We start from the raw sequence: 23,012 nt of genomic DNA on the forward strand, positions 1-23,012 counted from the left end.
GCGGGCGCGTCGCCTACCCTTGGTGACTGTCATGAGTGCGCCTATCGAGACCGGCACCCGCACGTACGAGATCCGTACCTACGGGTGCCAGATGAACGTCCACGACTCCGAGCGGCTGTCGGGCCTGCTGGAGGAGGCCGGCTACGTGCGGGCCGGGGACGGCGAGCCCGACGTCGTCGTCTTCAACACCTGCGCGGTGCGGGAGAACGCCGACAACCGGCTCTACGGCAACCTCGGCCATCTGCGCCCCGTCAAGGACGGCCGTCCCGGCATGCAGATCGCGGTCGGCGGGTGCCTGGCGCAGAAGGACCGCGACACCATCGTCAAACGGGCGCCCTGGGTGGACGTGGTCTTCGGGACGCACAACATCGGGTCGCTGCCCGTGCTGCTGGAGCGCGCCCGGATCCGCGACGAGGCGCAGGTCGAGATCGAAGAGTCCCTGGTGACCTTCCCCTCGACGCTGCCGACGCGCCGGGAGTCGCCCTACGCCGCCTGGGTGTCGATCTCGGTGGGCTGCAACAACACCTGCACCTTCTGCATCGTGCCGGCGCTGCGCGGCAAGGAGCGCGACCGCCGTCCCGGCGAGATCCTGGCCGAGGTGGAGGCGCTGGTCGCCGACGGGGTCCTGGAGATCACCCTGCTCGGCCAGAACGTCAACGCCTACGGGTCCGGATTCGGCGCTTTGGCGAGCGCGCCGCGGGAGGTCCGCGACATGACGGCGGGCGGGCAGTCGGCGTTCGCGGGGCTGCTGCGCGCCTGCGGCGGGGTGGAGGGCCTGGAGCGGGTCCGGTTCACCTCCCCGCACCCCAAGGACTTCACCGACGACGTGATCGCGGCGATGGCCGAGACGCCGAACGTCACGCCCTCCCTCCACATGCCCCTCCAGTCGGGGTCGGACCCGGTGCTGCGGGCGATGCGCCGCTCGTACCGGCAGGAGCGCTTCCTCGGCATCATCGAGAAGGTCCGCGCCGCCATCCCGGACGCCGCGATCACCACCGACATCATCGTCGGCTTCCCCGGCGAGACCGAGGAGGACTTCCAGCAGACCCTGCACGTGGTGCGGGAGGCCCGTTTCTCGGGCGCGTTCACCTTCCAGTACTCCAAGCGCCCCGGGACTCCGGCCGCCACCATGGACGGCCAGCTCCCCAAGGAGGTCGTGCAGGAGCGCTACGAGAGGCTGGTCGCCCTCCAGGAGGAGATCTCCTGGGAGGAGAACCGCAAGCAGCTGGGCCGCACGCTGGAGGTGCTGGTGGCCGAGGGTGAGGGCCGCAAGGACGGCGCCACCCGCCGCCTGTCGGGCCGCGCGCGCGACAACCGCCTGGTCCACTTCCGTGCCCCCGGCGAGCCGGTGCGGCCGGGTGACATGGTGACGGTCGAGGTCACCTACGCGGCTCCGCACCACCTGGTGGCCGACGAGCCGGTCCGGGCCGTCCGCCGGACCCGGGCGGGCGACGCCTGGGAGGCGCGTCAGGCCGCCCCCGCGGCGCAGGGCGTCTCCCTGGGCATGCCCGGCATCGGACGGCCCGCCGCTCCCGCCGGGGCTCCCGCCGCCGGCGCCGCGGCCTCCGGCTGCTCGGTCCGGCCCTAGCCGCCGCGCCATGCTGATCCACGCGGCGGTCTGCCCGCATCCGCCCCTGCTCGTCCCGGAGCTGGCCGGCGCCGCCGCGCCCGAGCTGGACGGCCTGCGCGCCGCCTGCGGCCGGGCCGTGCGCGGGGCGCTCGCCGCCGTCCAGGCGGGCAGGAACGGCATCGTGATCGTGGTGGGCGGCGGCCCGGACACCCGTGCCCACGGTCCCGAGGCGGCCGGGACACTGCGCCCCTACGGGCTGGACCGCACCTTCGGCACGGGCGACCCCGAGGGTCCGGACGCGCTGCCGCTGTCGCTCACCATCGGCCGGTGGCTCCTGGAGGAGGCCGCCGCACCGGGTGCCGCGGCCCGCTTCCAGTCCGTCGGCGAGGACGCCGCCCCCGCGGAGTGCCTGCGGCTGGGCCGCGAGCTGGCCGGGTCGGCCGAACGGGTCGCGTTCCTGGTCATGGGGGACGGGTCGGCCTGCCTGTCGGAGAAGGCGCCCGGCTACCTGGACCCGCGGGCCGAGCCGTACGACGAAGCCGTGGCGCGGGCGCTCGGTGACGCCGACACCGCCGCCCTGGCCGGGCTGGACCCGGGAGTGTCGCGGGAGCTGCTGGCCGCCGGACGCCCGGCGTGGCAGGTCCTGGCGGGTGCCGCCGGGGAGGCGGGGGCCGCCCCGTTCGACGCCGAGCTGCTGGACCACCGGGCCCCGTACGGGGTCGGCTACTTCGTCGCGACCTGGACAAGGCGGGCCTGAGCCGGTGACCTCCAGAGACGTCGTCGCCGTCGTGGGGCCGACCGCGGCCGGCAAGTCCGACCTCGCCGTCGAGCTGGCGCTCCGCCTGAACGGCGAGGCGGTCAACGCCGACTCGATGCAGCTGTACCGGGGCATGGACATCGGCACCGCCAAGCTCACCCCCGCCGAGATGCGGGGCGTGCCCCACCACCTCCTGGACGTCTGGGACGTCACCGCCGCCGCGAGCGTCGCCGAGTACCAGCGGCTCAGCGCCGGGGCCATCGAGGACATCCGGGGGCGGGGCCGGGTGCCCGTCCTGGTCGGGGGCTCGGGCCTGTACGTGCGGGCGGCGCTCGACCATCTGGAGTTCCCCGGCACCGATCCCGCCGTCCGGGCGCGGCTGGAGGGCGAGCTGGCCGAGGCCGGGGCCGCGGCGCTGTACGAGCGGCTGCGCGCCCGCGACCCCAAGGCGGCCGAGGCGATCCTGCCCGGCAACGGGCGGCGGATCGTCCGCGCCCTGGAGGTCATCGAGATCACCGGACGGCCGTTCAGCGCGACGCTCCCCGAGCACGACTACCGGTACGACGCGGTGCAGATCGGCCTCACCGTCCCCCGCCCCGACCTGGACGCGCGGATCGCCCTGCGGGTCGAGCGGATGTGGGAGGCGGGGCTGGTCGAGGAGGTCCGCGCCCTGGAGAAGGCGGGACTGCGGGACGGCCTGACCGCCGGGCGGGCGCTCGGGTACGCGCAGGTCCTGCGGTTCCTGGCGGGGGAGTGGACCGAGGAGCGCGCCAAGGAGGAGACGATCCGGGCGACCCGGCGTTTCGCCCGGCGGCAGGAGTCGTGGTTCCGCCGCGATCCCCGGGTCCACTGGCTCGCCTCCGACACGCCCGGCCTGGCCGGCCGGGCCCTGGAGCTGGTGCGCTGACCGGGCCGGCCGGTCGCGCGGGGCAATACGATCAGGGGTATGCGGTTTGTCAAGGGCCACGGCACCGAGAACGACTTCGTGATCCTGCCCGATCCGGGCGGGGTCCTGGATCTGGCGCCCGGGACGGTCGCGCGGCTGTGCGACCGCCGGGCCGGGATCGGCGCGGACGGGGTGCTGCGCGTCGTGCGGACGAAGGCCGCGGGCGACCCGGCCGCCGAGGCGATGGCCGGCGAGGCCGAGTGGTTCATGGACTACCGCAACGCCGACGGCGGTATCGCCGAGATGTGCGGCAACGGCGTCCGGGTGTTCGCGCGCTATCTGGTCGACGCCGGCCTCGCCGCCCCCGGGGAGTGGGACGTGGCCACCCGGGCGGGGCTGCGCCGGGTGACGCTGGGGCCGTCCGGGGACGTGAGCGTCGACATGGGCCCGCCCGAGCACCTCGGGACGGGCCGGGCGTCCCTGGCGGGCCGGTCGTACACCGGTGAGCGGGTGTCCATGGGCAACCCCCACCTGGCCTGCCCGGTCGAACGGCCCGTGGCCGAGCTCGACCTGACCCGCGCGCCCGGCTTCGACCCCGCGGTGTTCCCGGACGGGGTGAACGTGGAGTTCTACCGGGCGGTCGGCGAGCGCCACCTGGAGATGCGGGTGTACGAGCGGGGCTCGGGCGAGACCCGCTCCTGCGGCACGGGGACGGTCGCCGTCGCCGCCGCCGCGGCGGGGGAGCGGGGCGGTGCCGAAGGGGAGTGGACGGTCGACGTCCCGGGCGGGCGCGTCGTGGTCACCCTCGGGGGCGGGACCAGCCACCTGCGCGGCCCCGCGGTGCTCGTCGCGGAGGGCGAGATCCGCTCGGGATGGCTCGCGGCGCCGGGAGCGTCCTGACGGCGGCGGGATCCGGAGGCCCGGTGGTATACGGGCCTGACCTGCGTTTTTGCTGGTTACAGCAGGGTTTTCAGAGCTATGGTCAGATCTGCTCTGAATCGTCCCGGCAAGTTCGGGACCGAAGTCCCTGACCACATGGGACCGAAACACGCTACCTTCTGTAGTGCACACCCTCTGGTGAAGGCCCGCTCGAATCGGGATGGGAGCCCCGGTTCGGGTGGCGCCGAGGGCCGGTGGCTCCTTCTTGGCGGGGGGCGGCCACCGGCCCTCCACTCCAGAGCGGAGTGGAGGGCCATCCGAATCCCGGCATAACGGACATCGGTGGCCGGTGCCCGCGCGGCCTAGGCGGAGGCGCGCCCCGCGTTCTCTATCGCGTTCACGGGAAGCCTGGCGCGCACGACGGTGCCCCCTTCGGGACCGGGACCCACGGTGCAGGACCCGCCGATCTCGGCGGCGCGCTCCCGCATGGAGCACATCCCCACCCCCGAACGCGCGTCCGCCGGCATCCCCACCCCGTCGTCGCCCACGCAGACGTGCAGGTCCCCGTTCAGGCTGAGCCGGACGACCGCGCTGCCGGCCTTGGCGTGGCGGTACACGTTGGTGAGGGCCTCCTGGACGATGCGGTACGCGGCGACCTCCGCGGCGGCGGGCAGGCTGGCCAGGTCACCCTCGACCCGCACGTCCACCTTGGGGCCGTCGCCGGTCCCGACGACGCCGCCCAGCGCCCGGATGGCCCCGGCCAGGCCGAGGTCGTCCAGCGCGGGCGGGCGCAGCCCGTACACCAGTTCGCGGATGTCGCCGATGGTGCGTCCCATGGTGGCGCGCAGGTTCTCCAGCAGCGCGTCGGCGGCGTCCGGGTCGTTCCTGAGCGTGATGCGCGCCGCGTCCACCGTCATGGCGAGGCTGGCCAGCGTCGGGCCCAGGCCGTCGTGCAGGTCGCGGCGCAGCCGGCGGCGTTCCTCCTCGCGCGCCCGCAGGATCCGGTCGCGGGACCGCTGCACGTCGGCGGCCAGGCGGGCCGCGCTGGTCAGCTCGGCGAGCTTGCGGGCCAGGACGCCCGCCAGCCGGCCGTCCGGCGGCCGGGCGACGCCGAACAGCAGCCGCCCGACCGGCTCGCCGTGCCACACCAGCGGGATCAGCCGGGGCCGGTCGCCCAGCGCGCCCTCCTCGGTCTTGGAGACCGTGCGCCCGTCCCGGTCCAGGACCTCCAGCACCACCCCGGACGCGCGCAGCGTCTCGCGGACCACCGAGACGGCCGTGGCCAGCGCGGCGGCCGGATCGGAGGTGGTCTGCAGGCGGCGGTTGAGCCGGTCGGCGATCCGGTACGGGTCGCGCTCGCCGTGGATCAGCCGGTCCACGGCCCGCTGCAGGCGGCGCCGGACGGGTTCGAACACCGCGCCCGCGGCGATCGCCCCGATCAGCCCGGCCAGCTCGCCGTGCCCGGCGACCACGCCGCTGACCGCCCCGACCAGCGCGAAGTAGACGCCGGTGATGACGATGACCAGCCCGGCGTACACGAGGGTGCGGCTGATGACCAGGTCGATGTCGTACAGCCGGTAGCGGGTGATGGCGATCGCGATGCAGACCGGGACGGCCGCGATGGTGACGTTGCGGACCGGGTCGCCGATCGGGGCGGTCTCGCCGACGAAGATGATGGCCTGGGCGAGCACGCCGGGATAGACCACCCAGGCGATCTGCCGTCGCACGTCGGGCGGCGACCGGACGAAGCGGATCACGACCGAGGCCATTCCCAGCAGCAGCGTCGTCAGGATCGTGAGGGAGATGGCGAGCGGGATGTCCTGGAACGGGTAGACCGACACGCCGTTGTGGAAGCGCCGGGCATTGGGGTCGATGGTCAGGTGCACGCAGACGATCAGCGGGATCGCGCAGGCCACGGCCAGGACCGGCCGGAAACGGGCCGACACCAGCCGCCCGTCCGGGAAGATCAGCGGGAGGACGAGCGTGAGGCCGAAGGTGTCGACCGCCCACAGCCACACCCCGAGCCACAGCAGGAACCCGGCCCCCGGCCAGCCGTTCTCCTCGAACAGCGGGCCGAGATTGAGCGCCAGCACGTAGACCGCCGCGCTGACCCCGCACACCAGCATCAGCCGTCCGACCCAGAGCCCGGGCCGGTGCCGCAGCAGCAGGGCCGCCACCGGGGTCCAGCAGACGGCGATCACGATCTCCGGATGCCACCACACCAGGCGCCGGGACTCGGGCAGCCACAGCCCGACGACCAGCGACGCGACCACGGCGCCGACCGCGGAGAGGGCGAGCGGCACGGGCCATGGGGAGGTTCCGCGATCGTGATGCACGGTCACCATGCGCTCTCCCCGAATGAAAGTAATGGAATGTTAAAGCGTGCTGGTCGGTGTTCCGTCGTTTGTCCACGGCCGCCTGAGGACAGCCCGCGTTCCCCCGGCGAGGGAACGCGGGGATCCGGACGGCGGCGTGGGCGCGGGGGAGCGGAACCGTGAAGGGGGCGGTACACGACGGGTCTTGCGTGGTCCTGCCGGGGGTGCGGGGGGGCGGGTGTGTACGGAGGGAAGCGGAACGGACACGAAGAGGGGTGGCGGGTACCCGCGGGGCGACGGGAGGTGACCGTGGCCCGGCCGATCGTGTCGGCCTGCCGGTGGACCGGCCCTGGCGGGTGTCTCAGGTCGGTGAGAAGCCGATGAGAAAGAGGTACACGCCTCACCTGGCGGTGGGCAATACCCGCGGGAAGACGGAGACCAAATGGTGGCACGGGAGCCCGCGCCCATGCCCCGTCCCCCGCCCTGGGCCCTGCCCCGGCCCGCGTCCTGGAGGGGCGGGCGGGTGCCGCGCGGGTGCGGCGGGCAGGGTCAGGTGGTCTCGCCGGCGAGGCCGGCCCGCTCGCCGCCGAGCAGGCCCGCGTCGACGACGGCGCGCAGGCCCCGGCGCAGTTCCTCGGGCTCGATGTCCCCGAGGAGGAGCCGCTGCAGGATGAAGCCGGGAAGGACGCCGAAGAGCGTCTTGCCCGTGGCCTCGACGTCGGTGCCGGGCGGCATGAGGCCGGCCGCGACGCAGCGCTCCGTGTAGGCGACCCAGTACGCACGCAGCTTGACGATGTTGTCATGCACGTAGACGTGCAGGTCCGGGTCGTACATGGCCAGTGACCACGCCTGCGGCGCGAGCCGGATGGTGCCGTTCTCGCCGGACAGGGCCGCGGCGCGCCGCGCCATCCGCTCCATCAGCTCGTCCAGGGGCAGGACGGGGTCGGCCTGCACCAGCTCGGCCAGGAACAGGTGGAGATCGCCGATCGTCGTGCTGGTGATCGCCTCGATGATCTCGTTCTTGCTCTTGAAGTAGCGGTAGACGGCCCCGGCGGACAGTCCGGCCTCGGCGAAGATGTCCTGCATGGACGTCTCGTGGACGCCCTTGCGGATGAAGCAGGCGCGGGCGGCGTCCAGGATCTGCCGCCGGCGGCGTTCCAGGTGCTCTTCGCTCACTCGGGGCATGGGCCCAATATAAAACGAATGCTCGTTCTTGACAACGTCCCACCGCGGTGCGACTCTGGCGAAGATATAAGAGAACGAACATCCGCTTTTTTGGAGTGGCCTGATGTCCTCCCCGGTCCGGCGCGCCGTGGGCGTCGCCCTCGTCGCGACCGCCCTGCAACTCCTCATGATCGTCGCCTTCTCCTGGCCGGCCGTGCGGACGGCGCCCCGCGACGTGCCGATCGTGGCCGCCGGCCCGGGGGCCGCCGCCGTGGCCGAACGGCTGGACCGCGAGCGTCCCGGCGCGTTCGAGATCACCGCGGTCGCCGACGAGGCCGCGGCCCGGGAGGCGCTCGCCGGATTCGACGCCTACGGCGCGATCGTCACCACGCCCGGCGGGCCCCGGGTGCTGGTCGCCTCGGCCGCGTCACCGGTGGTGGCGCAGCAGCTCGCCCAGCTGGCGCAGGGCCTGTCGGGAACGCCCGCCGCCGCCGTCGAGGACGTGGTGGCCGCCGACCCCGACGATCCCCGGGGAGCCGGGTTCGGCGCCCTGGCGCTGCCGCTGATCATGTCCGGGATCGCCGCCGCGGTGGTGATGACCCTCGCCATTCCCCGCCCCGGGGCGCAGGCGGTCTCCGTCCTGGCCTTCGCGGTCCTGGGCGGGCTCGGCGCCGCCTGGCTGGCCCAGGGCTGGCTGGCGGTGCTGCCCGGGCCCTACCTGGCCGTCGCCTCGGTGATGGGGCTGGCCGTCCTGGCCGTGACGGGGACGGTCGCCGGTGCCGCCGCGGTCCTCGGACGGGCCGGGATCGCCCTGGGCAGCCTGACGTTCCTGCTGCTGGGCAACCCTCTGTCGGCGGCCGCCTCCGCCCCCGAGATGCTGCCCCAGCCCTGGGGCGACCTCGGCCGGCTGCTCCCGCCCGGCGCGGCGGCCACGCTCCTGCGCTCGGTGGCCTTCTTCGACGGCGCGGGCGCGGCCGGCCCCCTGACCGTCCTGCTCGCCTGGGCGGCGGCCGGCCTGGCGCTCCTCGCCCTCGGCGGTCTCCGTTCCCGGGGCGCCGGCGTCCCGGCCGCCGGACGAGAGCAGGCCATGGCGTCCTGACCCCGTCCCGCCCTCGCGGCCTCTCGCGGCCGCAGGCGGGGCAGGCGGTCAGGCGGGTGAACGGGGGCGGCGGCCCACCAGCGCCGCCGTGCCCGTCCCGCGCAGGGAGGCGTCCAGGACCTCGGCGGTGTGCGCCACCGGGAGCCGGGTGCCCTGCCGCTCCAGGGCCGTCGCGATCTGCATCGAGCAGCCGGGGTTCGCGGCCACCAGCAGCTCGGCGCCCGTGGCGCGGACCCCGGCCGCCTTGCGGTCGCCCAGCTCGGCGGCGGCCTCGGGCTGGAGGAGGTTGTAGGTCCCGGCCGACCCGCAGCAGATGTCCGGATCGGCGACCTCCCGCACCGTCAGCTCGGGGATCGCGCCGAGGAGCGCCCGCGGCTGGGCGCGGACGCCCTGCGCGTGGGACAGATGGCAGGCGTCGTGGTAGGCGACGGTGACCGGAAGCGGATGCCGCCGCGCCCGCGGCCCCAGCTCGACCAGGAACTCGGTGAGATCGCGGGTCTTGGCCGACAGCGCGTCGGCCCGTCCCGCCCACTCCGGCTCGTCGGCCAGCAGCCTGCGGTACTCCTTCATCGCCGAGCCGCAGCCGGCCGCGTTCACCACGATCACGTCCACGGTCTCGAACGTCACGATCGTGCGGCGGGCGAACGCGCGTGCCTCCTCCTCACGGCCGGAGTGCAGGGAGAGCGCCCCGCAGCAGCCCTGCCCGCGGGGGATGACGACGTCGCAGCCCTCCAGCGCGAGGACCCGGGCCGTCGCGGCGTTCACACCCGGGAAGAACTCGCCCTGGACGCAGCCGGTGAGCATCCCGACGGTGGCCCTGCGTCCGCCGCGCGCGCCGACCCGTTCGGGCAGCCGGGGCGCGCGGGACAGCGGCGGTGCGAGCCGTTCCATCGCCGCCAGCGACGGCGACAGGCGCTCCAGCAGGCCGCTGCGCCGGACCAGGCGGTCGAGACCGGTCCGCTGGTACGCGCGCAGCGGGCCGCGCAGCGCGCGCAGCCGCCCGGGGTACGGGAACAGCCTGAAGATCATTTCTCGCAGGGCGCGCTCGGGGAGCGACCGGGGATGCTCCCGCTCCACCCGGGCGCGGGTCAGCTCGATCATCCGGTCGTACTGGACCCCGGACGGGCAGGCCGTCACGCACGCCATGCACCCCAGGCACCGGTCGAAGTGCTCGGCCATCGGCGGGGACATCGGGGTGCCCGTCTCGAGCTGGTCCATCAGGTGGATGCGCCCGCGCGGAGAGTCCATCTCCTCCCCCCACAGCACGTACGTGGGGCAGGTGGGCAGGCAGAAGCCGCAGTGGACGCAGTCGCCGATCAGCCGGGGGAGTTCCCCGCGCGGGTCCGTCATTGTCAGAGTCCTCCCACGAAACGGCCGGGCGACATGCGGTGGTCAGGGTCGAACTGGTCCTTGACCCCGCGCATCAGGGACAGCGCCGGGACCGGTCCCCACGGGTCGACCTCCGCCCGCACGGCCTCGGGCGCGTAACGCACCACCGCCGCGCACCGGCGCGGCCCGTCCGGCAGTCCGCGGAGCCGCCCGAGCGTCCGGGCGACGTCGCCCGGCGCCGCCTCCCCGGACAGCCCGACATGGCCCCGCCCGGCCGCGGACCAGGAGAGCGCGGCGCCGGGGCCGGCGGCCTCGGCCGCGGCGAGCAGGCCGGCGAGGGCGGAGGGCGGAGCCGTCACGTCGATCAGGGTCGTGCCGTCCGGGTAGGCGCCCCACCACTCGGGCGGGTCCGGCGCGACGGCGGTGTCCTCCCCGAGCAGGGCGCGGAGCTGCCCGGTACGGGCGGCCACGCCCTCCGGGACGCCCTCCAGCAGCACCCCGACCACGATGCCGCCGGCCTCCCCGTCCCCGCCGTTCCCGGCGGGCGTGACGCATTCGACCGCGCTGGGGGCGGCGGGGGAGTGGAGGACGGCCTGGACGGCCTCGTGGGCGCGGGCCGCGTCGGGGACGGCACGGGTGAGGAACGCGCGGGCCGCCGGCACCGGATGGAGCCGGAACGTCGCCTCGACGATCAGCCCGAGCGTGCCGTAGGAGCCGCTGAACAGGCGGCCGAGGTCGTACCCGGCGACGTTCTTGACGACCTTGCCTCCGGAGCGGGCGACCCGGCCGTCCGCGCGGACCACCGTCAGGCCGATCACCAGGTCGCGCGGCGTCCCGTACAGGAGGCGCAGCGGCCCGGCGGCGGCCGTGGCGATCGTCCCGCCGACGGTCGAGCCCGGCAGCGGCGTGTCGAGCGCGAGCCGCTGCCCCCGGGAGGCCAGCACCTCGGCGAGCCGGTCCATCCCGAGCCCGGCCTCGGCCGTGACCACCAGATCGCCCGCGGCGTGCTCGACGACCCGGTCCAGGCGGGCGGTGTCCAGGAGAAGGTCGCAACGCAGCGGCGGCGTGCCCCAGTCGAGCCTGGTCTCCGCCCCGCGCGGCACGACGGCCAGCGACTCCTCCGCGGCCACCCGCATCACCTCGGCCGCCTCCGCCACGCTCGCGGGCGCGGCCACGACCCCGGGGACGACGCCGAGGACGCCTTCCGCGGGCTCGCCCGGACGGACGTCGCCGCAGACCTTGGCGAGCGCGTCCAGCGCCTGTCCGCCCATCAGAACTGCTCCGCCTTCCCCTGCTCGACCAAGGGGTGCACTCCCTTGCGGAACCCCGGGACCTCCCCGCACAGCCGCGGGGTGGGAAAGACCTTGCCCGGGTTGCACAGGCCCGCCGGGTCGAAGCCGCAGCGCACCATCTGCATGGTGTCCAGGTCGGTGTCGGTGAACATGCGGGGCATGTAGCGGGACTTGTCCACGCCCACGCCGTGCTCCCCGGTGATCGACCCGCCGTGCTCGATGCACAGGTCGAGGATCTTCCCGGAGACCTCCTCGGCGCGTTCGGCGGCGCCCTCCTCGGCGTCGTCGAACAGCACGAGCGGATGCAGGTTGCCGTCGCCCGCGTGGAACACGTTGGCGACCCGTACCCCGGACTCGGCCGAGAGCGCGTCGATGCCGGCCAGCACGCGGGGCAGCGCGGTCCGCGGGATGACGCCGTCCTGCACCAGGTAGGCCGGGCTGATCCGGCCGACCGCGGCGAACGCCGACTTGCGGCCCTTCCAGATCAGCGCCCGCTCGGCGTCGTCGGCGGCGACCCGGATCTCGAACGCCCCCGCGTCCCGGCACAGCCGCTCCACCTCGCCGAACTGGTGCTCCACCTCGGCCGCCGGGCCGTCCAGCTCGACGATCAGCACCGCGCCCGCGCCGGGCGGGTACTCGCACCGCACCGCCGCCTCGGCCGCCTCGATCGACAGCGCGTCCATCATCTCGATCGCGGCCGGGAGCATCCCCGCCCCGATGATCGCCGAGACCGCCGCGCCGCCCGCCTCGATCGACTCGAACGCCGCCAGCAGGGTCTGCACGGTCTCGGGGACCCGGGTCAGCCGTACCGTGATCTTGGTGGTGATGCCCAGCGTGCCCTCCGCGCCGACGAACACGCCCAGCAGGTCGTAGCCCGGGTCGCCGGCCGACAGCTCGACGATCTCCCCGTCCGGCGTGACGATCTCGCAGGCCAGCACGTGGTGCGCGGTGAAGCCGTACTTCAGGCAGTGCGCGCCGCCGGAGTTCTCCGCCACGTTCCCGCCGACCGAGCAGATCTGCTGGCTGGAGGGGTCGGGCGCGAAGTAGTAGCCGTGCGGCAGCGCCGCCCGCGTGACGTCCAGGTTGATCACGCCCGGCTCCACCACGGCCCGCCGGTCGGTCACGTCGACCTCCAGGATCCGGCGCATCCGGGAGGTGACGATCAGCACCCCGTCGGTCCGGGGCAGCGCGCCGCCCGACAGGCCGGTCCCCGAACCGCGCGCCACGTACGGGATCCCCGCCCCGGCGCAGGCGCGCACCACGGCGGCGACCTGCTCGGCCGAGCCGGGCAGCACGACCAGCCCGGGTGTGGCCCGGTGGGTGGTCAGGCCGTCGCAATCGTAGGTCCGCAGCCGTACCGGGTCCGAGATCACCGCGTCGGCGCCCAGCAGCCGGACGCATCGCTCGGCCAGGGCCCGCAGTTCCGGGCGTGTCGCTTCCATCGTCTCCACCTTGCTCCCGTGCGTGACCGACCGCAAGATCCGTGGCCCGGCGCCCTTGCCGGACGCCGGGCCACGGCCGGAGACGCGGTCAGGGCATCCGCTCGTAGGCGGGGGTGGTCAGGAACTCGGAGTACTCGTCGGCGAGGGTGACCTCCTTGAAGAGGGCCACCGCCTGGTCGTAGCGCGGCTCGTTGTAGGCGTCGCCGAGCTCGGCGCGGATCTTGGCCAGCTCCTCGTCGAGGAGCCGCCCGACCAGGTCCTTGGTGACCTTCTGGCCCTCCTTCAGCGCGACCCCGTTGTAGATCCACTGCCACACCTGGGAACGGGAGATCTCCGCGGTCGCGGCGTCCTCCATCAGGTTGTGGATGGCCACCGCGCCGGCCCCGTCCAGCCAGGTGGCCAGGTAGCGCAGCGCCACGTCGATGTTGTTGCGCAGCCCGGCCTCGGTGATCTCGCCCGGGGTGGCGGCCACGTTCAGCAGGTCGCCGGCCGAGACCCGCACGTCCTCGCGGAGCCGGTCGCGCTGGTTGGGCCTGTCGCCCAGGACGCCGTCGAAGACCTCGCGGCAGACCGGCACCAGGTCCGGGTGGGCGACCCAGGAGCCGTCGAAGCCGTCCTCGGACTCGCGGGTCTTGTCCGCCCGCACCTTCTCCAGCGCGATCTTGTTGACCTCCTCGTCCCGGCGGGACGGGATGAACGCGGCCATGCCGCCGATGGCGTGCGCGCCCCGCTTGTGGCAGGTGCGCACCAGCAGCTCGGTGTAGGCCCGCATGAACGGCGCGGTCATGGTGATCGCGTTGCGCTCGGGCAGCACGAAGCCGGTGCCCCGGTCACGGAACTTCTTGATCACCGAGAACAGGTAGTCCCAGCGGCCGGCGTTCAGCCCGGCGGAGTGGTCGCGCAGCTCGTAGAGGATCTCCTCCATCTCGAACGCGGCCGGGATGGTCTCGATCAGCACCGTGGCCCGGATGGTGCCGCGCGGGATCTCCAGGGTGTCCTGGGCCAGGTTGAAGACGTCGTTCCAGAGCCGCGCCTCCAGGTGGCCCTCCATCTTCGGCAGGTAGTAGTACGGGCCCTTGCCCTTCTCCGTCTGCCGCCGCGCGCAGTGGAAGAAGTACAGGCCGAAGTCGACCAGCGAGCCGGACACCGGCTTCCCGTCGACCAGGATGTGCTTCTCCACCATGTGCCAGCCCCGGGGCCGCACGACGATCGTCGCCAGTTCCCCGTCGTCCTTGAGCGCGTAGGACTTGCCGCTCCTGGGGTCGGTGAAGTCGATGGTGCGGTCGAGGGCGTCGCGCAGGTTGAGCTGCCCCTCGATCATGTTCTCCCACAGCGGGGTGTTGGCGTCCTCGAAGTCGGCCAGCCACACCTTCGCGCCGGAGTTCAGCGCGTTGATGGTCATCTTCCGGTCCGTGGGCCCGGTGATCTCGACCCGCCGGTCCACCAGGCCGGGCGCCGGCTCGGCGACCCGCCAGGCGTCGTCGGCGCGGATCCCGGCCGTCTCGGGCAGGAAGTCCAGCGTCCCGCCCGCCGACAGCCGTTCCTGCCGCGCGGCGCGGGCCTCCAGCAGCTCCTCCCGCCGCGCGCCGAACTCGCGCTGCAGGGCGGCGAGCAGGCCGAGCGCCTCGGGCGTCAGGATCTCGTCGTATCGCTCGCGGAGGGGCCCGGTGACCTCGATCCCTTCGAGTGCAGCCATCTGCCTGCCCTTTCGTATCGTGAAATTCCACTTCTGTTGTGTGAAGAACGCTACTCGGCGGCTCGCGGGCCGGTCAAAGCGCCCCGCCGCCGGGCCGAGGCCGCCGCCCGGCGGAGGCCGCCGCCGGCCGCGGGCTCCGTACCGGGTCCTTCCCTCCCGGGCACCGCCCCCTCACCTCGGGGGAGACCTGGAGGGACGCCCGGGACCCCGGGGAAACGAGGAGAACGCACGGGAGGAGTGACCCGGGCGGGTAGCGGGGATAATCAGGTGACCTGCGCGTTCCCGCGTGAGACCATCGCCGGGAAGTCACAGCCGCCCCGCGGCGTTAACAGAGGACATATGACTCAAGCCTTCTCTGAAGAACAAGAGCCCCGAGTGACCGGAACCTACGAGGACGACGAGCCGCTGACCGGCGAGCTCGACCTGGAGGACCGGCGGGCACTGCGCCGTGTGGCGGGCCTGTCCACCGAACTGACCGACGTCACCGAGGTCGAGTACCGGGCGCTGCGGCTGGAGCGGGTCGTCCTGGTCGGTGTCTGGACCGAGGGCAGCGCCGCGATGGCCGAGAACTCCCTGCGCGAGCTGGCGCTCCTCGCCGAGACCGCGGGATCCGAGGTCCTGGAGGGCCTCGTCCAGCGCCGCGTCCGGCCCGACCCCGCGACCTACATCGGCTCCGGGAAGGCCGCCGAGCTGCGTGACATCGTCATCGCCACCGGCGCCGACACCGTCATCTGCGACGGGGAGCTGGCTCCCAGCCAGCTGCGCCACCTGGAGGAGACGGTCAAGGTCAAGGTGATCGACCGGACCGCGCTGATCCTGGACATCTTCGCCCAGCACGCCAGGAGCCGTGAGGGCAAGGCGCAGGTCGAGCTCGCCCAGCTCGACTACCTGCTGCCGCGCCTGCGCGGCTGGGGCGGCAACCTGTCCCGCCAGGTCGGCGGGCGCGCCGCCGGCGGCGTGGGCATCGGCGGACGCGGCCCAGGCGAGACCAAGATCGAGCTGGACCGGCGCCGGATCCGCACCCGGATGGCCAAGCTGCGCCGGCAGATCGCGGAGATGTCCAAGGCCCGCGAGACCATGCGCGGCGACCGGCGCCGCCACCAGATCCCGGCCGTGGCCATCGCCGGCTACACCAACGCCGGCAAGTCGTCCCTGCTCAACCGGCTGACCGGCGCGGGCGTGCTGGTGGAGAACGCGCTGTTCGCCACCCTCGACCCCACCGTCCGGCGGGCGGAGACCCCCAGCGGGCGCGCCTACACGCTGGCCGACACCGTCGGCTTCGTCCGGCACCTGCCGCACCAGCTGGTCGAGGCGTTCCGCTCCACCCTGGAGGAGGTCACCGACGCCGGCCTGATCCTGCACGTGGTGGACGGCTCCGACCCCGAGCCCGAGGCCCAGATCGACGCCGTGCGCGAGGTGCTCCGCGAGATCGGCGCCGACGCGATCCCCGAGATCATCGTGATCAACAAGGCCGACGCCGCCGACGAACTCGCCATCGCGCGGCTGGAGCTCCGCGAGCCGCACAGCGTGGTGGTCTCCGCCCGGACCGGCCTCGGCATCGAACGGCTCCGCGAGGCCATCGAGGCCGACCTGCCCGGCCTGGAGCGCGAGGTGCGCGTCCTGCTGCCCTACGAGCGCGGCGATCTGGTCACCCAGATCCACGAGCGCGGTGAGGTGCTCAAGCAGGAGCACGTGGCCGAGGGCACCGTCCTGCACGCCCGGGTCCCCGACCACCTGGCCAGCACTCTGGAGCGCTACGCCGAACTGGCGTCCACGACGCCGTGACCGGCCCGGCCCGGCCCGGGGTTGGCCCGGGTCGGACCGGGGCCGACGTCCGGCGCACGGGCCTGCCGGGTTGACCGTGACCGGACCGGACCGGACCGGGCGGGGTGCGCCCGGCCCGGTCTGTCCGGACAGGCATGGTTTCGGACGTGTCTATGACGTTGCATCGGTTTTGATGTGTTGTGTCCGTTAACTGGCCGCTGTCCGGAGACATACCCTTGGCACCTTTGGTGGTGAAAGGGCGCTGACCTTGGCTTTCATGGCCCCACCCCGGGCGCCGGCCCTCCGCGCTCCCGGGTTTCGGCCAGACCATCATGCGTTCCGTGTCTCTTCCAAATACGGGTAAGGAGAGACGTGAAATGCCGAATGGTGGTCGCCGAACGGTGACAGCTTCTGCGTTCCGCTTGACGTCGCCCCTGGAATCCGTACGGTCATAGGACCAGGGTGGGGCGAGGGCGGTGAGGCGCGATGGCCGGATGGTCCATGGGTTATTTGGTATTGTGCGACCATTGTCCGGTTGCCGGACTTCGGTGACCTGCGTGAACGCTCGGCCGACCCTGTCTGCCGCCATCCGCTCCCCGGGAACCATTCCCGCGCTGGCCGCGTTCGCCGAACAGAGGTTGTCCGCCGGGCCTCTAGTGCACTACCGTGACGAAACCGATATCTCCGGTCTCGTTGCTCCTGGTGATCATCCGATCACCCGACCCTCCACTGGTGAATCGCCGGCACCCAGTCGGCATTCCGGAACGAGAGCAGGTGGCCCACTCCATGGCAGATCCGTACTCGGGTTCCACGACAGGTGGCCCACGCCGCCACGCCATGGCAGGTCCGCACCTCGGCGGGAGAGCGCCCGGCACGCTCCCGCACCGGGCGGCCCGTTCCCCGTTCACCGTTCCCGCCCCTCACGCCCCGGCGCCCCGCGTGGCGCCCGGGCCCATGACGTCCCCCGCGGCGTCGCACGGCGCCCTGACCCTCCAGGGCAGGTGACGCCATGACGGTACGGCTGTTGACGAACATCGGCAGGCTCTGGACGGGCACCGACGTCTGCAGCAACGCCGCCGTCCTGATCCACGACGACCGCATCGTGTGGGCCGGCCCCGCCTCCGACCTGCCCCAGAGCGTGCCGGGGGTCATCGACGACATCGTCGACGTGGACCACGTGGAGAACCTCGGCGGCGGCCTGGTCACGCCGGGGCTGATCGACGCCCACGCGCACCCGGTCTACGCGGGCAACCGTTGGGCCGAGCTGGCGATGCGCACCAGCGGCTCCTCCCACTCGGCCATCGCGGCGGCCGGCGGCGGTGTCAACTCCACCGTGACCGTCACCCGCGGCACCGACCCCTGGACGCTGTGCAACGGCGTCCGCGAGCGGCTGCGCCAGTGGATCCTCGCGGGCACCACCACCGTCGAGGCCAAGACCGGCTACCACCTCACCCGCGACGGCGAGCTGGCCGACATCCGGATGCTGCGCTCGCTGGAGGGCGAGCCCGCCATGCCCCGGATCCACGCCACGTTCCTGGCCGCGCACATCCTCCCGCCCGAGTTCTTCGGCCGCCGCCGCGACTACATCGAGGCCGTCCGGCAGTGGGCCGGCGACGCCGCCGTCGCCGGCGCCGACAGCATCGACGTCTACTGCGACGAGGGCCACTTCACCGCCGAGGAGGCGCGGGCCCTCCTGCTCACCGGCAAGCGCGCCGGGCTCAAGGCGCGCATGCACGCCTGCGCCAACGAGCGCGTCGGCGCCGCCCAGGTCGCCGCCGAGGTCGGCTGCGCCTCCGCCGACCTGCTCACCCAGGCCAACGACGACGACATCAAGGCGCTCGCCCACGCCGGGGTCACCGCGACCGTCTGCCCCGGCAGCGCGCTCAACAGCGCCCGCCCTCCCGCCCCGGTGCGGGCCATGCTCGACCGCGGCGTGACCGTCGCCCTCGGCACCGACCACAACCCCGGCCAGTGCGGCATCACCTCGATGCCGCTGGTGATCGGGCTGGCGGTCGCCATGTTCGGCCTCAGCGTCACCGAGGCCCTGCGCGCCGCCACGCTCGGCGGCGCGTCCGCCCTGCGCGTCGGCGACCGGGGTTCCCTCGCCCCGGGAATGCTGGCCGACATCGTGCTGTGGGACGCCGACCACGAGGGCGCGTTCGCGTGGGCGTTCGGCCTGCGCGCCCTGCGCGTGTGGCGCGGCGGCATGCCGGTCCAGCCCTGAGACGTTACACGGCGACACACGGCCGTCACCCCGCCGCCCGCCCCCGGGAGTAACCTCCTGGCATGGGAAGCGAGGTCGCGATCGTCACCGACTCCACCGCCTACCTCCCGTCCGGCCTGGCCGAACGGCACCGGATCACGGTGGTCCCGCTGCGCCTCGCGATCGGCGGCGACGTCCGGGACGAGGATGAGACCACCACCGCCGAGGCGGCCCTGGCGTTGAAGGACTGGCGCCCCGTCACCACGTCCCGCCCCGCGCCCGAACGCTTCGCGCACGCGTTCAAGGCCGCGGCCGGCGCGGGCGCGGGCGCCGTCGTCTCGGTCCACCTGTCCGCCGCCATGTCCGGCACCGCCGAGGCGGCCCGGCTCGCCGCCGAGGACGCCCCCGTCCCCGTCCACATCGTCGACACCGGCACCATCGGCCTGGGCCTGGGCTTCGCCGCCCTCTCCGCCGCGGCGGCCGCCCTGCGCGGCGCCGCGGCCCCCGAGGTCGCCGCCGCCGCCGAACGCCGCGCGGAACTGTCCCGCTCCCTCTTCTACGTCGACACCCTCGAACACCTCCGCCGCGGCGGCCGCATCGGCGCGGCGGCCACCCTGCTGGGCTCCGCCCTCATGGTCAAGCCCCTGCTGGGCATCGAGGGCGGCAGGATCGTCCCGATCGAGAAGGTCCGCACCTCCTCCCGGGCCCTGGCCCGGCTGGAGGATCTCGCCGTGGCCGAGGCCCGCGACCGACCCGTCGACCTGGGCGTCCAGCACCTGGCCGCCCACGCCCGCGCCCAGACCCTCGCCCAGCACCTCCGCGAACGGATCCCCCGCGTGGCCGACGTCCACGTGGGCGAGGTCGGCCCCGTCATCGGCGCCCACGTCGGCCCGGGCATGCTCGGCGTGGTGGTGGCCCCCCGCCTCTGAGCGGAGTTATCCACAACTCCGGGAACCTCCGCCGACCCGCCGGGCCGCTCCCTAGCGTCGAAGGCATGAAGCGTCCCGACCACGGCGACATCGACCGCCTGCGCGAGCTCCTCACCCACCCGCGCCCCGCCCGCGCGGAGACGGGCCGGGCGCATCCACCTCCGGACGCGGGCCCGGAGGAACGGTCGCGGGGGAGCACGTCCCCCGCGGCCCGTTCACCGGACGACGCCCCGCCCGCCGCCCGCTTACGCGCCCTCCCCGACCCGCCGGACGAGGAGGTCAGGGAGCGCGGCGTCTTCGGCCACCGGCGAGTGGACCCGGGCCTGCCCGGGGCGCGCGTCCTGATCGTTCTGGGACTGGTGGCCGCCCTGGTCGCCGGCGGGTATCTGTGGACGGCTCGGCCCCGGCCCCAGGCCGTTCCGGAGCCGGCCGGACGTCCCTCCCTCCAGCCCCCGGCGGCCCCCGCCGCGACGTCCCAGGGCGCCGCGGTCGTCGTCCACGTGCACGGCAAGGTCAGGCGCCCCGGGGTGGTCTCGCTCCCCGGCGGGGCACGGGTGGCCGACGCGATCAAGGCGGCCGGCGGCGCCCGGCCCGGCGCCGGCACCGGGGATCTCAACCTGGCCCGCAAGGTGATCGACGGCGAGCAGATAGCCGTGGGCGTGCGCGCCACCGCCCCTGCCCCCGCCGGCTCCCCGGCGCCCGTGCCCTCCGGCCCCGGAGGCGGCGGGGCACCACTGGATCTCAACACCGCGACCGCCGAGCAGCTGGACGGCCTGCCCGGGGTCGGCCCGGTGCTCGCGCAGCGCATCGTCGACCACCGCACCCGGCACGGCGGCTTCCGTTCCGTGGAGCAGCTTCAGGAGGTGTCCGGCATCGGCGCCCGCAGGTTCGCCGACCTCAGAGCGATGGTGCGGGTGTGACGCCGGCCCGGCGCGCGGGCCATGACCTGCGCCTGGTCGTCCCGGCACTGGCGACCTGGCTGACGGCGGCGCTCACCATCGGCGCGCCCCCATCCGCCGCGTACACCGTCTCGGCCCTGGCCGCACTGGTCGCCACGACCCTCCTGCTATGCCGCCGGGCGGTCACCGGGCACGGCGCCCCGGCGGCAGGCCGCCGCCCGGCGGCAGGCCGCCGCCCGCCGGCCCTCGGGCGCCTCCGAGGCCGCGTGCCAGGGGCACCGGCCCGCGCGTCCCGGCGGGGACGCGCCCGGATCCGCCGTCTCACCCAGCGCCATCGCCCGCACGGGGGAATGGAAGGCGACCGGGCAGGGGCGGGGCCGTGGCCAGATCGGCCCCGCCGGGCCGGCCTGGCGCCCCCGGCCCGCCTGACGCTGGGGGTGATGCTGGCCTGCGTTGCGGCCTCCTCCGCCGCCGTCGGGCTGCGGTCCTCGGCACTGGCGTCCGGGCCGGTCAGCGAGATCGCGCGGGACCACGAGCGCGCGGTCGTCGAGGCCGTGCTCACAGCGGACCCCCAGGTCAGCGCCAGACCCGGACGGCAGATGATCCTGGCGCGGGCCAGGATCGAAGCGGTCCTCCTCCGCGGCGCCCGCGTCCGGGTGAGGGTGCCCGTCCTCCTGGTGGCGGGCGACCGCGGCTGGCTCGGCCTGCTGCCGAGCCAGCGGGTGCGGCTGAACGGGCGGTTCGCCCCGCCCCGCCGGGCCGAGCTGCTGGCCGCCGTGGTGTTCGTCCGGGGGCCGCCGACCCCGCTGGGCGGGCCGTCGGCCGTGCAGCGGGCCGCCGAGCGGGTACGGGCGCGGCTGCGCCAGGCGACCGAACGGCTCCCGCCCGACCAGCGGGGGGTGCTTCCCGGCATGGTCGTCGGTGACACCTCGCGAATCGATCCCGGACTCGCGGAGGACTTTCGCGACGCGGGCCTGGCCCATCTCCTGGTCGTCTCCGGAGCCAACCTGGCGATCATCATCGGGGCCGTGCTGGGGCTCTGCCGCCTCGCCGGGCTGGGACGGCTGCGCGCCCCGCCGATCGCCGTCCTGGCCGTGCTGGCGTTCGTCCTGGTCGCGCGTCCCGAGCCCAGCGTCCTGCGCGCCACCGTGATGGGGCTGGTCGGCCTGCTGGCACTGGTCACCGGCCGGAGCCGCCAAGGGCTGCCCGCGCTCGGAGCGGCCGTGCTCGTCCTCGTCCTCCTCGATCCCGCGCTGGCCCGCTCCTACGGGTTCACGCTGTCCGTACTGGCCACCGCCGGCCTGCTGGTCCTGGCGCCCGCGTGGCGCGACCGGCTTCACCGCCGGATGCCAGGCCCTCTGGCCGACGCCCTCGCCGTCGCCGCGGCGGCCCAGGTCGCGGTGGCGCCCGTCCTGGTCATGCTGTCGGGGGAGGTGGGCGTGGTCGCGGTCGCCGCCAACCTGCTGGCGGCACCGGCGGTCGCCCCGGCCACGCTGCTCGGCGCCCTCGCCGCCGTGGTCGCGCTGGTCGCGCTGCCCGCGGCCCGCCTGCTGGTATGGCCGGCCGGGCTCGCGGTGGGCTGGATCACGGGCATCGCCCGTACCGCGGCCGACCTGCCGTACGCGACCGTTCCGTGGCGGGGCGGGGGCCTGGGAGCGGCCGGCCTGATCGTGGCCGCCGCGGTGGCCGTGCTGATCCTGCGCAGCCGCCGCCTGCGGTTGCTCGCCGCCGCGGCCATGACGGGCGTCCTGCTCGCCGTCATCGGCCTGCGGATGACGGCCCCTGGATGGCCCCCGCCCGGATGGGTGATGGTGGCCTGCGACGTCGGGCAGGGCGACGCACTGGTGCTCGCGTCCGGCCGGGGCGGCGGCGTCGTGGTCGACACCGGACCCGATCCGCGCCTGATGGACGGATGCCTGGAACGCCTCGGCGTGCGGCACGTCCCGTTGCTCGTCCTCACCCACCCTCACGCCGATCACATCGGCGGCACCTCCGGAGTCCGCCGGGGCCGTACGGTCGGCATGGTCCTGATCAGCCCGTCGAGCTCCGGCCGCGAGGCGCGGTACACCGGCGACCTCGCCACCCGCCCGGCCTCGGCGGGCCAGAACTGGACCATCGGCGACCTCACCCTGGCGGTCCTGGGCCCACCCGCGCACACACTGCGCGTGTCCGAGTCCGGCGAGGGGACCGCCGCCAACAACGCCAGCATCGTGCTCGTGGCGCGCAGCCCCGGGTTCAGCGCCCTCCTCAGCGGTGACATCGAGCCCGACGCCCAGCGCTCGCTGACCCCCGCCGTGCCCCCCGTCCAGGTCCTCAAGGTGCCCCACCACGGATCCCCCCGCCAGGCCCCGGCCTTCTTCACCGCGGCCGGACCCGCCATCTCGATCATCTCGGTCGGAAAGGAGAACGACTACGGACACCCCTCGCCCGCCACCCTGGACCTGCTCCGGCGCCAGGGCACCCGCGTCCACCGCACCGACCACAGCGGTGACATCGCCGTGGTCCGTACGGGAACCGGCCTCGCGGTGGTCACCCGCCGCTGAACGCTCAGCCAGATCAAGGAGGCGAAGCCGGTACGAAACGATGGCGGGACTGATCACCGAACAGGCCGGAATTCCAGGTCAACGCAGATCAGGAGTATTCGTTGTTTTCGGCCTGTACGACCGGCACCCACGTAGAACCCGAGGCCCTAAGGCGCCCACCGCGGGATGGCCGAGGCCCTAGGGAGATCACCGCGGGATGGCCGAGGACCGGCCGGCAGGCGGGCGAAGGCCGATGTCTTGTCGGT

Annotated in this window: 16 protein-coding genes; 10 read left to right on the forward strand and 6 right to left on the reverse strand. The window is 74.3% G+C overall.

Annotated features, from left to right (window positions below; all coding sequences use genetic code 11):
* The first annotated feature begins 31 nt into the window (after positions 1-31).
* Genes miaB through dapF form a run of 4 tightly spaced genes read left to right on the forward strand, consistent with a single transcriptional unit; the run spans position 32 to position 4,113 of the window.
* Positions 32-1,588: a tRNA (N6-isopentenyl adenosine(37)-C2)-methylthiotransferase MiaB gene (gene miaB, locus IW256_RS10505; RefSeq protein WP_197010778.1), complete on the forward strand. Its 1,557-nt coding sequence runs from the start codon at positions 32-34 to the stop codon at positions 1,586-1,588.
* A gap of 10 nt (positions 1,589-1,598) precedes the next feature.
* A complete protein-coding gene (locus IW256_RS10510) occupies positions 1,599-2,327 on the forward strand; it encodes a class III extradiol dioxygenase subunit B-like domain-containing protein (protein WP_197010779.1) in 729 nt (242 codons plus the stop codon).
* 4 nt (positions 2,328-2,331) lie between these two features.
* Positions 2,332-3,234, forward strand: a complete 903-nt coding sequence (miaA, locus tag IW256_RS10515) for a tRNA (adenosine(37)-N6)-dimethylallyltransferase MiaA (RefSeq protein ID WP_197010780.1) — start codon at positions 2,332-2,334, stop codon at positions 3,232-3,234.
* 39 nt (positions 3,235-3,273) lie between these two features.
* On the forward strand, positions 3,274-4,113 hold the full coding sequence (dapF, locus tag IW256_RS10520) for a diaminopimelate epimerase (protein ID WP_197010781.1): 840 nt from the start codon (positions 3,274-3,276) through the stop codon (positions 4,111-4,113).
* 341 nt (positions 4,114-4,454) lie between these two features.
* Here dapF and IW256_RS10525 read toward each other — a convergent pair whose 3' ends face one another.
* Complete coding sequence (locus tag IW256_RS10525; protein ID WP_197010782.1) at positions 4,455-6,437, reverse strand: sensor histidine kinase; 1,983 nt, start codon at positions 6,435-6,437, stop codon at positions 4,455-4,457.
* Between the two features lie 519 nt (positions 6,438-6,956).
* A complete protein-coding gene (locus IW256_RS10530) occupies positions 6,957-7,592 on the reverse strand; it encodes a TetR/AcrR family transcriptional regulator (protein ID WP_197010783.1) in 636 nt (211 codons plus the stop codon).
* Positions 7,593-7,695: 103 nt separating this feature from the next.
* On the opposite strand from IW256_RS10530, the gene IW256_RS10535 reads away from it, so the two are divergent.
* On the forward strand, positions 7,696-8,670 hold the full coding sequence (locus IW256_RS10535; RefSeq protein WP_231403732.1) for a hypothetical protein: 975 nt from the start codon (positions 7,696-7,698) through the stop codon (positions 8,668-8,670).
* Positions 8,671-8,718: 48 nt separating this feature from the next.
* Here IW256_RS10535 and IW256_RS10540 read toward each other — a convergent pair whose 3' ends face one another.
* The 4 genes from IW256_RS10540 to aceB form a co-directional block, all read right to left on the reverse strand.
* Positions 8,719-10,020, reverse strand: coding sequence for a (Fe-S)-binding protein (locus IW256_RS10540; RefSeq protein ID WP_197010784.1), 1,302 nt, complete (start codon positions 10,018-10,020; stop codon positions 8,719-8,721).
* Between the two features lie 2 nt (positions 10,021-10,022).
* Positions 10,023-11,270 (reverse strand): FAD-binding oxidoreductase, encoded by a 1,248-nt coding sequence (locus IW256_RS10545; protein ID WP_197010785.1) that lies wholly within the window; start codon positions 11,268-11,270, stop codon positions 10,023-10,025.
* On the reverse strand, positions 11,270-12,733 hold the full coding sequence (locus IW256_RS10550; RefSeq protein ID WP_197010786.1) for an FAD-linked oxidase C-terminal domain-containing protein: 1,464 nt from the start codon (positions 12,731-12,733) through the stop codon (positions 11,270-11,272). Before IW256_RS10550 ends, IW256_RS10545 begins: the two co-directional genes overlap by 1 nt.
* An 88-nt stretch (positions 12,734-12,821) precedes the next feature.
* Complete coding sequence (gene aceB, locus IW256_RS10555) at positions 12,822-14,429, reverse strand: malate synthase A (protein WP_197010787.1); 1,608 nt, start codon at positions 14,427-14,429, stop codon at positions 12,822-12,824.
* Positions 14,430-14,768: 339 nt separating this feature from the next.
* Between aceB and hflX the strand changes: the two genes are divergently transcribed.
* The 5 genes from hflX to IW256_RS10580 all read left to right on the forward strand — a co-directional run bounded on the left by hflX (position 14,769) and on the right by IW256_RS10580 (position 22,767).
* Positions 14,769-16,214, forward strand: a complete 1,446-nt coding sequence (gene hflX / locus IW256_RS10560; protein WP_197010788.1) for a GTPase HflX — start codon at positions 14,769-14,771, stop codon at positions 16,212-16,214.
* Between the two features lie 988 nt (positions 16,215-17,202).
* Positions 17,203-18,417, forward strand: coding sequence for an imidazolonepropionase (hutI, locus tag IW256_RS10565; RefSeq protein ID WP_197010789.1), 1,215 nt, complete (start codon positions 17,203-17,205; stop codon positions 18,415-18,417).
* A 62-nt stretch (positions 18,418-18,479) separates the two neighbouring features.
* A complete protein-coding gene (locus tag IW256_RS10570) occupies positions 18,480-19,325 on the forward strand; it encodes a DegV family protein (RefSeq protein WP_197010790.1) in 846 nt (281 codons plus the stop codon).
* Between the two features lie 65 nt (positions 19,326-19,390).
* On the forward strand, positions 19,391-20,245 hold the full coding sequence (locus IW256_RS10575; protein ID WP_197010791.1) for a ComEA family DNA-binding protein: 855 nt from the start codon (positions 19,391-19,393) through the stop codon (positions 20,243-20,245).
* Positions 20,242-22,767, forward strand: a complete 2,526-nt coding sequence (locus tag IW256_RS10580; protein ID WP_307828827.1) for a ComEC/Rec2 family competence protein — start codon at positions 20,242-20,244, stop codon at positions 22,765-22,767. The genes IW256_RS10575 and IW256_RS10580 overlap by 4 nt, the downstream gene beginning before the upstream one ends.
* Positions 22,768-23,012: the final 245 nt, after the last annotated feature.

The organism is Actinomadura viridis, assembly GCF_015751755.1.
In the GTDB taxonomy this organism is placed as follows: Bacteria; Actinomycetota; Actinomycetes; order Streptosporangiales; family Streptosporangiaceae; genus Spirillospora; species Spirillospora viridis.

Coding starts and splice junctions, on each gene's coding strand:
- miaB (WP_197010778.1), top strand. CDS start 32: ATGAGTGCGCCTATCGAGACCGGCACCCGCACGTACGAGATCCGTACC.
- IW256_RS10510 (WP_197010779.1), top strand. CDS start 1,599: ATGCTGATCCACGCGGCGGTCTGCCCGCATCCGCCCCTGCTCGTCCCG.
- dapF (WP_197010781.1), top strand. CDS start 3,274: ATGCGGTTTGTCAAGGGCCACGGCACCGAGAACGACTTCGTGATCCTG.
- IW256_RS10525 (WP_197010782.1), bottom strand. CDS start 6,437: ATGGTGACCGTGCATCACGATCGCGGAACCTCCCCATGGCCCGTGCCG.
- IW256_RS10530 (WP_197010783.1), bottom strand. CDS start 7,592: ATGCCCCGAGTGAGCGAAGAGCACCTGGAACGCCGCCGGCGGCAGATC.
- IW256_RS10535 (WP_231403732.1), top strand. CDS start 7,696: ATGTCCTCCCCGGTCCGGCGCGCCGTGGGCGTCGCCCTCGTCGCGACC.
- IW256_RS10540 (WP_197010784.1), bottom strand. CDS start 10,020: ATGACGGACCCGCGCGGGGAACTCCCCCGGCTGATCGGCGACTGCGTC.
- IW256_RS10545 (WP_197010785.1), bottom strand. CDS start 11,270: ATGGGCGGACAGGCGCTGGACGCGCTCGCCAAGGTCTGCGGCGACGTC.
- IW256_RS10550 (WP_197010786.1), bottom strand. CDS start 12,733: ATGGAAGCGACACGCCCGGAACTGCGGGCCCTGGCCGAGCGATGCGTC.
- aceB (WP_197010787.1), bottom strand. CDS start 14,429: ATGGCTGCACTCGAAGGGATCGAGGTCACCGGGCCCCTCCGCGAGCGA.
- hflX (WP_197010788.1), top strand. CDS start 14,769: ATGACTCAAGCCTTCTCTGAAGAACAAGAGCCCCGAGTGACCGGAACC.
- hutI (WP_197010789.1), top strand. CDS start 17,203: ATGACGGTACGGCTGTTGACGAACATCGGCAGGCTCTGGACGGGCACC.
- IW256_RS10570 (WP_197010790.1), top strand. CDS start 18,480: ATGGGAAGCGAGGTCGCGATCGTCACCGACTCCACCGCCTACCTCCCG.
- IW256_RS10575 (WP_197010791.1), top strand. CDS start 19,391: ATGAAGCGTCCCGACCACGGCGACATCGACCGCCTGCGCGAGCTCCTC.